General features: G+C 43.6%; 14 protein-coding genes and 1 pseudogene. 10 read left to right on the forward strand and 5 right to left on the reverse strand.

Features of this window, described 5'->3' with window-relative positions:
- A partial coding sequence (locus SFV55_RS13685; RefSeq protein ID WP_320030075.1) for a hypothetical protein occupies positions 1-1,088 on the reverse strand: 1,088 nt, incomplete at its 3' end.
- Entirely contained in the window at positions 1,085-2,464 is a 1,380-nt protein-coding gene (locus SFV55_RS13690; protein WP_320030076.1) for an SMEK domain-containing protein, read from the reverse strand. The genes SFV55_RS13690 and SFV55_RS13685, both read right to left, overlap by 4 nt.
- 380 nt (positions 2,465-2,844) lie before the next feature.
- Between SFV55_RS13690 and SFV55_RS13695 the strand changes: the two genes are divergently transcribed.
- Together SFV55_RS13695 and SFV55_RS13700 are read left to right on the forward strand one after the other, a co-directional pair.
- A complete protein-coding gene (locus tag SFV55_RS13695; RefSeq protein WP_320030077.1) occupies positions 2,845-3,198 on the forward strand; it encodes a hypothetical protein in 354 nt (117 codons plus the stop codon).
- Between the two features lie 42 nt (positions 3,199-3,240).
- Entirely contained in the window at positions 3,241-3,489 is a 249-nt protein-coding gene (locus SFV55_RS13700; RefSeq protein WP_320030078.1) for a hypothetical protein, read from the forward strand.
- Positions 3,490-3,589: 100 nt separating this feature from the next.
- Here SFV55_RS13700 and SFV55_RS13705 read toward each other — a convergent pair whose 3' ends face one another.
- Entirely contained in the window at positions 3,590-4,030 is a 441-nt protein-coding gene (locus SFV55_RS13705; RefSeq protein ID WP_320030090.1) for a BRO family protein, read from the reverse strand.
- Positions 4,031-4,282: 252 nt separating this feature from the next.
- On the opposite strand from SFV55_RS13705, the gene SFV55_RS13710 reads away from it, so the two are divergent.
- The 8 genes from SFV55_RS13710 to SFV55_RS13745 all read left to right on the forward strand — a co-directional run bounded on the left by SFV55_RS13710 (position 4,283) and on the right by SFV55_RS13745 (position 11,735).
- On the forward strand, positions 4,283-4,666 hold the full coding sequence (locus tag SFV55_RS13710; RefSeq protein ID WP_320030079.1) for a metalloregulator ArsR/SmtB family transcription factor: 384 nt from the start codon (positions 4,283-4,285) through the stop codon (positions 4,664-4,666).
- Positions 4,663-5,268 (forward strand): mercuric transport protein MerTP, encoded by a 606-nt coding sequence (gene merTP, locus SFV55_RS13715; RefSeq protein WP_320030080.1) that lies wholly within the window; start codon positions 4,663-4,665, stop codon positions 5,266-5,268. Before SFV55_RS13710 ends, merTP begins: the two co-directional genes overlap by 4 nt.
- 110 nt (positions 5,269-5,378) lie before the next feature.
- Entirely contained in the window at positions 5,379-5,576 is a 198-nt protein-coding gene (locus tag SFV55_RS13720) for a GDCCVxC domain-containing (seleno)protein (protein WP_320030091.1), read from the forward strand.
- A gap of 76 nt (positions 5,577-5,652) precedes the next feature.
- Entirely contained in the window at positions 5,653-6,711 is a 1,059-nt protein-coding gene (locus tag SFV55_RS13725) for a helix-turn-helix domain-containing protein (protein WP_320030081.1), read from the forward strand.
- A gap of 262 nt (positions 6,712-6,973) precedes the next feature.
- Positions 6,974-8,398, forward strand: a complete 1,425-nt coding sequence (locus SFV55_RS13730; protein WP_320030082.1) for a DUF2147 domain-containing protein — start codon at positions 6,974-6,976, stop codon at positions 8,396-8,398.
- A gap of 79 nt (positions 8,399-8,477) precedes the next feature.
- Positions 8,478-9,587, forward strand: a complete 1,110-nt coding sequence (locus tag SFV55_RS13735) for an MBL fold metallo-hydrolase (RefSeq protein WP_320030083.1) — start codon at positions 8,478-8,480, stop codon at positions 9,585-9,587.
- 9 nt (positions 9,588-9,596) lie between these two features.
- Positions 9,597-10,796: an MFS transporter gene (locus SFV55_RS13740; protein WP_320030084.1), complete on the forward strand. Its 1,200-nt coding sequence runs from the start codon at positions 9,597-9,599 to the stop codon at positions 10,794-10,796.
- A gap of 57 nt (positions 10,797-10,853) precedes the next feature.
- Positions 10,854-11,735 (forward strand): sterol desaturase family protein, encoded by an 882-nt coding sequence (locus SFV55_RS13745; RefSeq protein ID WP_320030085.1) that lies wholly within the window; start codon positions 10,854-10,856, stop codon positions 11,733-11,735.
- 203 nt (positions 11,736-11,938) lie between these two features.
- On the opposite strand, the pseudogene SFV55_RS30200 reads toward SFV55_RS13745, so the two are convergent.
- Both SFV55_RS30200 and SFV55_RS13765 read right to left on the reverse strand, forming a co-directional pair.
- Positions 11,939-12,807, reverse strand: a pseudogene (locus SFV55_RS30200) (Bro-N domain-containing protein).
- 84 nt (positions 12,808-12,891) lie between these two features.
- A partial coding sequence (locus tag SFV55_RS13765) for a DUF4942 domain-containing protein (protein ID WP_320030089.1) occupies positions 12,892-14,113 on the reverse strand: 1,222 nt, incomplete at its 5' end.

Below are 14,113 nucleotides of genomic sequence, written 5' to 3' on the forward strand. Positions count from 1 at the left end.
CTAACTGATGAAGGCAAGATTGTTACCAATTCAAGCGTGTGAATTGAGTGTTTCGTGGCAGCCTTTTGGAATCCATTAATTTCGTCATTGGTATAATTGGAAGACTTATGTAACACCACCCGCTGGGGGAAATGCTTCATTGCCTCGTAATACTCCTTTAATCCATTGTCAAGCAATTGAAATGAGTTGTCTTTATCAAGATGGGGTTGCCGATCAGACTTATGAATTTTGGCTTCACCGCCTCGAAGAATTATTCCATTACCGTGCTCGTTAAATATTTGCGCAGAACTTGATTGTAAACTTGACTTATCCCTAGAATTATAGAAAGAGATACCTGCATAACAAGTATGCGATTGAGACTTACGCGACAACGCCCAGGGAATGCCTCCTGCCTTGTAGTACAAAGCACTGAAAAAATTCCAATACCTCGATGCAATATCAACACTTGATTCCATTGTGCTGGCTGTTTCATCTAATATAAGTTGAAGTGGAATGTTATATTCCATTGCCTTTGCTTTCAATAGTCGTCTAAAGTTGTATTCGACAATGTCTTGTGGTTCTGGCTCATCATCTTCCTTAGAATCTTGCGGAGCATTGATGTCATCGTACCCTGCACCCATTTTAAACAAATCGTTACTGATACAGCATATTATTACATCTACTTTTTTATTTAGTGCTAAAAACTTAATTTCTCGAACAAAAAGAGATGACAAAAAATCGATACATTCTACTTGGTTAATAGCTTCGTTTATGACTGCTTCAATTTCTTCGGGTTTAATTGATCTGCACATGCTCTGATCGTATTCAATTTCAGAGTAGAATCCACCTTCCTCATTGAATCCAGGAAACGGAGCATAATAGGTTCCAGATGTAGTTTGCTTGGTTTCAACTCTGTGTTTACCTCTCTCAACCCAACTCATAGCTAGTCTAAGACTATCCTGTCTTCCTACAAATCCTAATCTAACCTGTTTGGGTCTAGGTTGATTCAAATCATATGGCCCAAATAGGGTGATGCCAGTTTGGGGATCGACATGACTTCCAGTACCAAAGATCAATTCAGGTTCTTCTAAACAGACTCCACTAATCATGACTTCAATTTTACACTGACTGGAGGAACAGCCTGAAAAGCCAATACAGGATTGTATTCTACAGCCTGGTCAACGTCAATTTGATTGTTTATACAATAACGAATCAGTTCGAAAGCATTATTAACTTGTTGATTGTTTTCAAGTCGCTTTTGTTCGGAAATTTGATCACTATTATATGCTGATAAGTGGTAGCCGTCAGTAGTAAAAACCCAGGTAGGCCGCATGGACATAAACCAATGCTTATCAGATTTAATAAAGTTTGTTTTGAAAGCTAGGTGCTTGTATACTTTAGGGTTGCCGTCCTCATCCCTAAACATTGGAGTTACAACGTTCCTTGAAGCAGATACCTCAAGAACATAAGATATATTTCTTGCTTCTTCATTTGCACCTTTGGTGAAAAAGAATAGCCTTTCTTTCCACCTAAAGTTTACTCCTTTAACTTTAAGATCCTTTATAAGTGTGCTGTTAAGCAAACCAACAACATTTTTTTCATTAGCAACATCTTCGCTCGAAAATGCATGTACATCTAGTTCCACTTGGCTACCCGGCGCGCAGAGCGTTGCAAGACTGGTATTGGTTATATCTTCAAAAGAATAGAGGTACGTTCCATTTTGATAATAAGCTGGGATATCAGGAACATCCAAAAATTGAACAGCACGCTTGAACACTTCAAATGAGGAAGCCTTACTCTGTAATTTCCAGGATGTTTTCCAAGATTTTCTTATGACTGATAGTCGATCAACCTCTATTGCGTATCTAAAAATGACCGAAGGAATTGTAACTTTTACAAGATTAGTTTGATAAACCTCAATGGTTTCTTCTACTATACCTCTCAAAGATCGTTTCCTCTGTTCAATCTTAGACTCAGAAAGCTCAGTTTGTAGTAATTCCAATATTTCCTTGATTTTATCCAGACTGTGTAATCCATGAATTTCCTTTAGTATGTCGCTAAAATCTATAATCCCTTTGTCAAGGTTAAATGCCGATATTTCATCTGCATGACGCCGTACATCTTCGGAGACATATTTTTTCTGTTTTGTTGTCAAAATTAAAATCAATAGTTGGTCGTGTTTTCCCGCACCATGGTGTGTCTTATACTTTACTAAGGTTTTCTTAATTTTTGCCGAAGTTCCAGTAGAGGTTACTTGAATTGCTATCCTACTTTCTTCATCCTCAAGATCAATAGCCGGGCTATTCGAAGAGTACAAATTTGTGTTTTTAAGGTCCCATCCATAAACCAACTTCAAGAGTGGAATCAAAAAATTTTCGGCATGTATATTAATATCGGTCAAATTAAGCCTATTATTTGCTTCTACTTCAGCCTGGAAACTTACAATTAGCTGGCTGATTTTATCCAGTATGGCCTTTCTATTCATAACTTGAGGAATATGTTTTTCATTAAATTGGTGAAGCGGTTTAATTGAAACAAAGATTTTAATGCAAGTTAAAATTTATTCAGCAATAAACACAAAACAAAATCTGTTAATTTTTCACATTTTATCCACAAGTCCATAAAAAAAATTTGACTTTTTCGGTAGTTGTACCAGTCTACCGTAAACCATTTCAAGTAAACCATCAACTAACACAAGGCCTATCCAAGTATTCTATCCATTCAAAAGCAATTTTTGAAAACGTTTGCAAATTCACAATTCTAGTATAATTTTGTAAACAAAATCAAAATCCATTAAAAACCGGGCCACCGGATCAACGAAGGAGACATGGGTAAACGTTTATTTGAACTCAAACGCAAGCTACCATGAGAACAAGAGAAAAGTTAATTGAGCTATTCATGTATGAGCCACGCGGTGCAAACAAAGATGTTTATTTGCTGTCTTATGAGTGGCGGAAACAATCATATAGGGAAGATAAGCCCATTCTGGACGAATTGATAAAGGAAGGATTGGTAACTATTGTTGAGAGAGATTTAAAAACAATTCTATTTCGGTATCATGCGCCAAAACAAGGCGGAAAAAGAAAAGGAGCAGGTCGTACACCAAAGTTTAAGGAGGCAACCACTACTTTTTCATGTCGAGTGCCTGTGTCAAAAAAACAAGAGCTAACTGATTATGTCAACGCTAAGCTGGCAGAGTGGTCGCAAGGTAGCGAATGACAGATTGAATGATTCAATCTCAAATCGAAAAACACACCAAAAATGGAAGATCAAAAGGAAATTTCACCCTACATCGTAGAAATGATTGTCGAGTGCATCCGCCGCGAACAAAGCCGGGTAACAATGGAAGAAAGCAAAAAACAAGCAGTCATGCTGGTAACTATGGCTGAACAAACTGAGGACTGGCAAAAACTGACTGAGCAGGAGCAAAACGCATTCATCGAAGGGGCGTATGCATTGTATAACCTGAAAAAAGAGTTTGAACTCTATTTAGGGCCACTTAAAAAATAGCTCGCTGCGCGTAAGTAATCACTAGGGAAAACCTATGTATTCCTTTTTTTTGGAGCGCCAGTTCCTTTGTAACAATATGTAATATAACGTATTGACCGGCCTATACTTTCTCCTCCCCTTTACCTTCGTCCTCTATTTTACCCAATGTTTTTTTCTGCTTCTTTGCCTCCTTAATTTGGCCCTTAAAATTGGTCGAAGCAACCACATTTCTCCCTGAAGACTGTTCAAAAGCCTCTAGTGCCTTACCAGCCGATGAACCACCCTTACGCGCCGCCTCACTGTAGCCCAGGGCTTGATAATACTCACGGGCGTGGATGGCGGCGAGTTCCGGGTTTTCTATTTCCTGGATGCGTTCGTAGCCAACCTTGGCAAGCCATTGTTTGAAGGGTTCGGCTTTGGGTGAAGGGATGGACTGGATGATGCGGAAGATGCCCTCGGTGTTGGCGCAGTTCAATTTTTGTTTACCTCCTGCAGTATCAACTGCAAGGGGGGTGGCAATTTGCCCCCACCCTTTAGAAAGTTCAGGATCACGGCGGCGCATGTCTTTCACATAACCAGCAGGGTTTTTACTCTCCGCAGTGCCTCGACAACATCAACAATCACAAACCACCATTCCTCATTGTGCCAAACCCGTCGAATTTGCTTTTTGAGCAAAGTTGTCTAAGAAAGTTGCAACAGAGAGAACAGTAAAATGGATTCAGATGAGGTTAGTCTGTTCATTGAAAAATTTAAGCATTTGCTTAAATAAGCAATAAATTAATAACTTTGCTACTTTATTTACTAAACATAAAAGATGGATAGTAACCCGGAAGAGCATACTTGTATTCGGCTACTTGCAGACCCTGTCCAAATTCAGACGTGCAAGAAGCATCTGATCGACACGGAAAAGTCGTTCGCTAGCCTTGCCCAAGTGTTGAACTTGGCGGGAAATGAAGTAAGGTTAAAGATTATATACTTGCTTGATCGTGAAGGAGAACTTTGCCCTTGCGATTTATCAGACATTTTAGGCATGACCATACCAGCCGTATCACAACACCTACGCAAACTCAAAGACGCAAACATCATTCAGTTTCGGAAGGAAGGGCAGACAATTTTTTACGCCCTCAAATCCAATCATGCCGACATCATCAATCCTTTATTTCTTCACATTCAACAAAAAAAAGAATTGACAGTATGAAGCAGCCTTTTTCACTACCGAATTTGGGCATTTTGACCGCATTGGCGAGTTCACTTTGCTGCATCATGCCCGTATTGGCAATTTTAGCCGGGACAAGTGGACTGGCGTCTACTTTCTCATGGCTTGAACCTGCAAGACCTTATTTCATAGGTTCGACAGTCTTGATATTGGGCTTTGCTTGGTATCAAAAATTGAAACCACAAGCCAAAGACAATTGTGGGTGTGATGTGCCGACAAAGATGCCTTTCATGCAGTCCTCAACGTTTTTGGGCATCATTACCATTGTCTCAGCCTTGCTTTTGTCCTTTCCGAGTTACGCTCATATTTTTTTCCTAAAACCCGAAACTCAAAAAGTGGCCAGCTTTGGCGCAACCTCTCAAAAAATAGAGGTTCAGATAGAGGGAATGACTTGCACAGGTTGCGAAGAACACGTCAAGTCAGAAATAAACAAGCTAGATGGCATAACTAACTTAGCCGTTTCCTATGAAAACGGAAATGCAATAGTCGATTTTGATAGTCAAAAGACGGGCATTGGCAAAATAACCGAGGCGATAAACAAGACAGGTTATCAAGCCGTCAACCATAAAATAATAAAACAATGAAGAAAGATAATTTCAGCCAATTTTCAGGTGCAATAAATACCGAAATCTTTGGAAATTCTGAGGGAGGGGGTGCCGAGCATGAACAACCCTCAAAATCAGTCCAACTAGTTTTGGCTTCAACCCTTACTTGCCCGAATTGTGGACATTGTAAAGAAGAAACCATGCCGACTGATGCTTGCCAATACTTTTATGCGTGTGAAAACTGCAAACAAGTGTTGAAACCTAAGCCTGGAGATTGTTGTGTTTATTGCAGTTACGGCACTGTAAAATGCCCACCAATACAAGCGGGAAGTAAAACTTGCTGTTGATGGATAAAATTTGTCACCCAAAGCACAGCGGCAGATAGCCATAGAAGATTTGTGAAAATTACAGCAATAAGCACAAATGAATATCCATTCAAGCATAGATGTGTTGCGTTTTATAGCCTTGTCTCATGTTGTAGTGATTTTGTACTTGTTTTGGAAACAGCGCAAAAAACCTACGGCAGCGGTATCTATTTTTTTCGGGTTGTGCGTTATTGGATATTTACTGGCAGATTGGGCTTATTTGCAACAATTCCCAGCGATTCATGTGCCCATTCTTTTATTCCCCTTTGCAGTACCGACCCTGTTTTGGTTGTTTAGCAAAGCCCTATTTGATGACCAATTTCGTTGGCATAAGGGTTTTGCTCAACTTTTGATTGGTGTCATTTTGATTCATTATTTGGTTTATTTCCAACACAAATACCATTTTATCCCACTAGCAGAAAGTATTGACCTTTTGCTTGGATTATTGGTCCAATTGTTGTCTTTAGCCTTCATCATGTTGGGCATTTTTGAAGCGATCCACAACAAAGCAGCAGATTTGATTTCGGAACGACTGCAATTTCGCAATGTATTCGTCGTAGTGGCTGCATCTTTGATGGCGATCACTGTGCTTTCAGAGGTCTCTTTAGCTGGAGCAAGCCCACCCGTTTTTTTAAATCTTTTTCAAAAAATAGCCATCACAGGATTGACTTTGTTTTTCTCCTTGAATTTGCTGGCATTCAAAGCAGGTTTTTTTCCCGATTTGGAAGTAAAAGCTACCTTCGATCAGCCCTCCATACCTATAGATAAAGCACTAATGGAGCGCCTCAAGGACTACATGGAAATTCAACAGCATTGGCGCACTGAAGGACTGAGCATCCGTAAGCTTGCAGAAAAAATGGAGGTAAAAGAATACCGCCTTCGACAAACCATCAATCAACACCTGGGTTACCGAAATTTTAATGAATACATCAATGGGTTTCGCATCCAGGAAGCTTGCAAAATTTTGACCGACCCAGCGAAGCAACACTTAACCATACTTGAAATTGCGTACGACCTGGGTTTTGCCTCATTGGCACCGTTCAACAAGGTCTTTAAGGAAACAACCGGAATGCCCCCTAGTGAATGGCGACGTTCCAAGTGTGTAAATACTCCCTAAAACCTCCTCCTTTTTAAAATCAAGCAGCATTTTTCATTTTCCATTAGATTTCAAGCCCTTTGCAACAGCAGATTTGTCACAACACTAAAATCTGTTGACCATGCAAACCTTATCTTTTACTGAGATTTTTCCAAAAGCGCTAATGGTAGACTTTCTCCGTTATGCACTTACGACTGGAATAATTTACCTTGTTTTTTGGGTTTTATTTTTTAAAAAATGGCAGCATCGCGTCATTCAAAAAAAGCCCTTGCAGCTTGCGAAAATGTACACTGAATTTGCTTTTTCGCTGAGTACAGTATTCGTTTTTGCACTAATCGGTACGGGTATTGCGCTGGCTAAAAATGCTGGCCACACGCTGATTTACGATGATTTTGGGGAAAGGGGCTGGATCTGGTTTTTGGTCAGTATTGGGTTGATGATTATGCTGCACGATGCCTATTTTTATTGGACCCACCGTTTGATGCATCATCCTCTGGTTTTTCGCCATGTTCACCTCGTTCATCATCGCTCAACAAATCCTTCACCTTGGGCGGCGTACGCATTTCATCCGCTGGAAGCCGTCGTTGAGGCAGGTATTTTTCCGCTCCTGGTGTTTACCATTCCTTTACATGGCGTGGCTTTGTTCGTTTTTTTGGTGTACATGATCGTCCGCAATGTGCTGGGGCATTTGGGGATTGAGTTTTTGCCCAAAAACTTTCTCTCTAATCATTTGATTAGTTGGCATACCAGCACCACCCACCACGATTTGCACCACAAAGATTTCAACCACAACTATGGGTTGTATTTCACCTGGTGGGATAAATGGTGCAAAACCGAGCATCCCAACTACGCAGAAACCTTTGAAGAAGTGACTACCAGGGAAAAAGCACCAAGTAATGGAATCAAAGCCCTACTGATCCTATTGCTAACGACAGCACAGGCCGTTTCGGCTCAGTCGGTAGCTGGTCTATGGCAAACCTACCACGACAAAAGTGGCAAACCTCTGTCCATGATTCGCATTCAGGAAAAAGGGGGCAGTATCGAAGGACGGATTGAAAAAATTTTCTTGCAAGCCTGGGAGGGCGAAGACCCCATTTGTGAAAAGTGCCCCGGAGACTTACAAGGCAAAAAAGTAATTGGCCTGCAATTTCTTTGGGGGTTTAAAAAAGCAGGCAACACCTGGAACGAAGGGCATATCCTCGATCCAGTTAGTGGAGAAACATACCAGAGTAAATTGTGGCTGGAGCAGCCCAAAGTGCTTAAGGTAAAGGGGTATTGGGGGGTGTTTTATCGCACCCAAACCTGGCACCTGGAACAAGACAATCAGGACAATAATCCAGTAACTGGAACCTGGAAAACAATTGATGATAAAAGTGGCCAGGCTAAGTCTCTGGTCAAAATCTCCGAACAAAACGGGGTTTTTTTTGGGCAGATTTTAAAAATTTACCTACAGGAATGGGAAGGTGAAGACCCCATTTGTATCCAGTGCCCAGCACCCAAAAAGGATACAAAAATAATCGGCATGACCATCGCCTGGGGTTTCAGCAAAAAGGACAAGCAGTGGGAAGATGGTAAAATTTTAGATCCAGGTAATGGCAAAACCTACCTTTGTTCCATTTGGCTTGAAAGTGAAAACGTCTTGAAAATTCGAGGCTACTGGGGACCTTTCTTTCGTACTCAAACCTGGGTTAGAATAAATACAGAGTAGCAGCATTATTTATCAAATGTAAAAGGATTCCATTCCAAAAGCCCTGAGCTTTGCAGCATCATTCACCAAAGCTCATCCTATGGAATCCGTAAAAACCATTGATGCCCACACCCTAAACGCCTGGTTGTCCTCTGGCCAACCCGTTTCCCTTTTGGACATCCGCCCCATGCAGGAGCGGATGGAATGGCGCATTCCCCAGAGTTTGCACATCGACGTCTACGATCAGCTCAAAGCAGGGAATGCGGAAAGTTTGCAAGCCCTTTATCTCGATAAAAACACCCCGGTGGTCACTTTTTGTGCGGGTGGAAAACTCAGCTTATTTGCCGCCGAAGTATTGACCCAAAGGGGCTACTCTGTGTTTTCTTTGGAAGGAGGTATGAAAGCCTGGAATTACGCCTGGAATACCGCAGAAATGCAAGTGGGCGAAAACCTGAGCATCATTCAGGTGCGCAGACTAGCCAAAGGTTGTTTGTCTTACCTGGTTGCTTCGGATGGGGAAGCAATGGTCATTGACGCCAATCTTGACCCCGAAGTTTATTTGCAGCTTGCGCAGGAAAAAGGTTGGAAAATCCGCTATGTTGCCGATACACATGTCCACGCCGACTACGTATCGCGTACCGGGGAACTGGCATTGGCCAGTGGTGCTACCCATTACATGCTGGATCAAGCCCAGGTGGAGTACCCTTTTACGCCGATAAAAGATGGCGAAGAGCTTGAGTTAGGTAGTAGCCGAGTGATGGTGCTGCACACGCCTGGCCATACTGACGAAAGCACTTCCTTTTGGCTGGAGCAAGGTGTACTTTTCACTGGAGATACCCTGTTTACAGATGGGATCGGGCGCCCTGACTTAAAAGCAGATGAACAAAAAGCGCGTCAAAAAGCCCAAGTTTTGTTCAAGTCTTTGCAAAAAATCCTGCTGCTTGACCCGGCTACGCTGATTATGCCTGCCCATTTGGCTACTTCTATTGGCCTCCATCAGGGTCTGATTGCGGAGCGTTTGGAGAATCTAGTCAACAAAATTCCTGCACTTGTGCTGACTGTTGACGAGTTTGTTCAAAACTTAATGGACAAACTTCCGCCCACTCCTCCCAATTACCTGACCATTTCAGCCATCAACCGCAGCGGCGATCATGCCGATCACAATTTGGCAGACTTAGAAGCGGGTGCCAACCGTTGCGCCATTCAATAAATGGAAAATATGGAAAACATAAAACTTGGGTTGAGGGAAAATGGTGCCCAGTTCACCCTCTTGGTCATCATCAACGCTTTCGTGGGGGGTATGATTGGCCTGGAGCGTTCTATTTTACCCCAATTGGCTGAAACGGCTTTTGGCCTCTCTTCCAAAACTGCGATGTTGTCTTTCATTGTGGCCTTTGGGGTGACTAAAGCCATTTGTAATTATTTCACGGGCAGACTTGCCAATCGATTGGGCCGCAAAAGGTTGCTAATCATCGGTTGGTTGTTCGCTTTACCTGTGCCCTTTATCTTGATTTATGCCCCCAATTGGAACTGGGTAGTTGCAGCCAATGTACTTTTGGGCATCAACCAGGGTTTGAGCTGGAGCGCAGCGGTGATGATGAAAATTGACTTGGTGGGTGAAAAAAGCCGTGGCCTGGCGGTGGGCATCAATGAGTTTGCGGGGTACCTGGCCGTGGGTCTGGTGGCTTTTTTGACGGGTTGGATTGCCTCTGAGTATGGGGTGAGGCCTTATCCATTTTATCTGGGCATCTTGTTTTCGGTAGCGGGCTTACTCTTGAGCATTTTTTTCCTGAAAGACACCCATCAACACGTGGCGAAAGAACAGGAAAACAACCAACGTTTGAGTTTAAAATCGGTGTTTTGGGATACTACCTTTCGGCATCCTTCCCTCGGGGCGGTGAGCCAGGCTGGACTCATCAACAACCTGAATGACGGGGTGATTTGGGGGCTGTGGCCAGTTATTCTGGCAGCCAAAGGGTTTAGTTTAACTGAAATTGGGTTGCTGAGTGCCATCTACCCCACTACCTGGAGTTTTAGCCAACTCTTAACAGGTCGGCTCTCGGATGTTTATTCGAAAAAAGGTTTGCTATTTTGGGGCATGCTGTTGCAAGGTTTAGCCATTGTTGGCTCCATTTGGGCGGAAGGTTTTTATGCCTTTGCCAGTATTGGATTGTTATTGGGCTGGGGTACAGCGATGGTTTATCCTACCTTTATCAACGCCATTTCCGATTTCACCTCGCCGATGCAACGTGCCGAAAGTTTGGGGGTTTTCCGTTTTTGGCGGGATTTGGGTTATGCCTTGGGGGCTTTATTAACGGGTGTTTTGGCCGATTGGTGGGGTGTTTCTGGCGCGATCCTTTCGATTGGTGGCCTAACCCTGTTTTCTGCGGTAGTGATCCAGATTCGTTATACTAAGTAGTGGGGCAAAAATAAATGTTCATTTTTTTATCGCCCATAACCATTGAACAAGTTTGACATGAACAAATACATCGAGATCATTGTACAGTCCTACCAAGGTTATGCGGGCTATCTGTTGCATGAAATCATCAGCCCATCCTGGGGCAACTATTTTTACTGGTTGATTGGCATTTCTTTGTTCTTCTTTGCTTTGGAATGGTGGAGGCCCTGGCGCAAGTCCCAAAAAATGCTCAGGAAAGACTTTTGGCTGGACGTGTTTTACATGTTTTTCAATTTCTTTTTGTTTTCGCTGATTGGATTTTATGCCCTATCCAATGTGTTTGTTGAGCTTTTTAATGGTTTTCTTGCCAACGTTTTGGGCATTACGAATCTGGTGGCAATTTACCTGGGCGGCTTGCCTGCATTGGCACAACTGGCTTTGCTTTTTGTCCTGAGAGATTTTATCCACTGGAACATTCACCGTCTTTTGCATCAGGTGCCTGCCCTGTGGGCCTTTCACAAAGTGCATCATTCGGCCAAAGAAATGGGCTTTGCCACCCATTTGCGGTACCATTGGATGGAAAATGTAGTGTATAAAGTCTTGGAATATCTGCCGTTGGGCATGATTGGATTTGGTATCCAGGATTTCTTGTTTATTCACCTGCTGACTACGGCCGTTGGTCATTTCAATCATTCGAATATCAAGGTACCTTTGGGGGTGTTGAAATACATTTTTAACAACCCTCAAATGCATACCTGGCACCACGCCAAAGTGCTGCCAGATGCTCACCCGCATGGGGTCAATTTTGGTATTTCACTCAGTGTATGGGATTATATTTTTAAAACGGCTTATGTACCTCAGGATGGAGAACTTATCGAGCTTGGCTATCCAGGCGACGAGGAAATGCCGGATGATTTTACTTGGCAGGCAGTTTTTCCTTTTTTCAAAAAAAATAATTGAAAAATGGTCATTTACGCAATTCACTTTTTGGACCAACCAATCAGGGTTGGGAAAAATTCGGGGTGGAACTTATGCAACACTCGGGATGACCAGGTGATATGAGATTGCGGCATCCTAACCTATTTTGAGTGAGCAGATTGGCCAGTGATAGCCGTGATGATTGTTACACTATGTGGGATTAAAATGCGCGTGAAGCCTGTGATCTATTCAGCAATCTCTTCTTTTGATTCCTTGTCAAGTAACTTTTGTTTCTGTTTTGCCTCGGCAATTTGCGCTTTGAAATTCCTCGCCGAGACAACCCTTTTGCCCGTTTTTTCTTCATAAGTAGTCAATGCGGCACCAGCCGCAGTGCCCCCATCAATAGCGGCTTCTTTATTTTCCTCAAAACCCAAGGCATCTCTATCAACAGCTTCCTGTCAGGTTGTTTCTTCGCCGAGCATGGTAAAGGTCAATTCCAGAGGATTCATGTGGTCGCGCAGGTTTTCGTGCTTGAGACCTTTGACCTTTTTATGTTCACTAGGGATTAAGCCAAAAGTAGCTTTAGCGATTTCTGCCGTGAGGATAGAAAATTCCAGACCTTCTTTAACCCCTCTGTCTTTCCATTCGTCGGTAAGTCTTCCTCTGGTGTCAATTGACTTTAAACGGGTATCAATCCAGGCCTCATCATAGCCCAGATCCCGGTAGTATTGGCGGGCGCGCTCAGCGGCCAGTTCCGGGTTTTCTATTTCCAGGATGCGTTCGTAGCCGACCTTGGCCAGCCATTGTTTGAAGGGTTCGGCTTTGGGGAGGGGATCGACTGGATGATGCGGAATAAGGTTTCCGTATTGGCACAGTCGGTAACCCGCATTTTGCCGTCCGCCGCCTTTAATTTCAAACCGTTACATTTTGTAACGGTTTGGCTGGAACCTTCATCCAATAAGCGTTTTTTGAGCACACGCCATTAAACGGAAGGGTTTGAGCTTTCTGTGAGCACCTCGATAACATCCACCACAGCGAACCACCATTCTTCATTGTGCCAAACTCGGCGAACTTGTTTGGACTCAAAAACTACGATTTTATCCTTTGGTTCCATGTGTTGTATTTTATGCTACAAAATAAGGATTTTAATTTTTAATTAAAACAAAAAAAGTAAAATATTAGCGTGTAATTTAGCCCGCTAAGCAACCTCCTCCCTCAGCCACCCCTTCTTGCTCCACACAAAACGATTCAACTCCCGGTGCAAGTCCACATCCTTGAACACCAGGTGCAGCGTCCCCTTTTTAAAAAACCGCATTTTGAAAAAAGTACTTTCAGCCTCCCGGCACGAGCGATCCCTGAAGGCCTCGCGCAACGCATCGACGATGCTCAGCACCTCCTCCAACCGCTGGCCAGTGAGCATACAAAGCGCTTTGTCCACATCATTGAGCCAGACATCTCGGCGGTTGTAATACAAGCTAAAAGACTGGTTGTACTTGGAACATTCCACAAAACCCGGTAAAATCACTTTGCGGCCTACCTCGTACTTGTCATTCGTTTTCCAGCCCTCGCGGTACACCCGATTGTCGGCGCTGTAGCGGCACAGGGTATCAAACACATCCACTACGCATTGCTCCAGGATAGACTTTTGGTTGTCGATCAACAGTTCCAACAAAGCGCGGATGTTGTCCTCCGAAAACACCTTTTGCCCCTGCAGTTGCCGATGTTTCACAAAGTTATCCTGCATCCGGGCTGTCAGTACCTTTTGAAACTGGGTTTGTTGGAAAAGGCTTTGCCAAGCCAGGTCGGTTAGGGCCACATTGAACTCCGTCACCCGGAGCGCCGGAATGGGCTCCTTGAGTGCCGATTCAATCATGCTCGTCAGCTTGTACACGCAGCCCTGGAGCAATGGCTGAACGTAGAAATTCAGACGCTCATAGCATTTCACCAGTTCCTGAAAAGTGGCCACAGCGGCCTGTTGCCAACCCACCATGTGGCGGATGAAGTCGGGGCACTCCAGCGCCGTTCCCTGGCTTTGGTTGGCAAACCAAGTCTGGAAGTCCTCGGCAGCGGGAGGCGTTGGGGTTTGTAAGCCTTCCAGAAAATCAAAAGCTACGTTGGCCTGCACCTTGTGCAAATGTACCAGGGCAACGTCCACTTCGGTGGATCGCTCCGCGTCCGAGAATGCCCGGGGGAAAAATTGGATTTCACCATGATCTGCAATGAGTTTGGCCAAAAGCTGGCGTTCATCTGTGTAAGGATTGCGGATCGTCTCCGCGTTCAAGAGGCAAAGGACCTGGCCTTCCTGGAGGATGTCCCAGGCATGGAGCAAGTGGCGGGCACCCTGAGAAAAAGGCGGGTTCATCACAATCAGGTCGAAGTAGTAGCCTTGCCCCGTGAAACCAAGAAAATCATCGTTGAGG

The organism is Haliscomenobacter sp. (assembly GCF_033763495.1).
GTDB lineage: Bacteria > Bacteroidota > Bacteroidia > Chitinophagales > Saprospiraceae > Haliscomenobacter.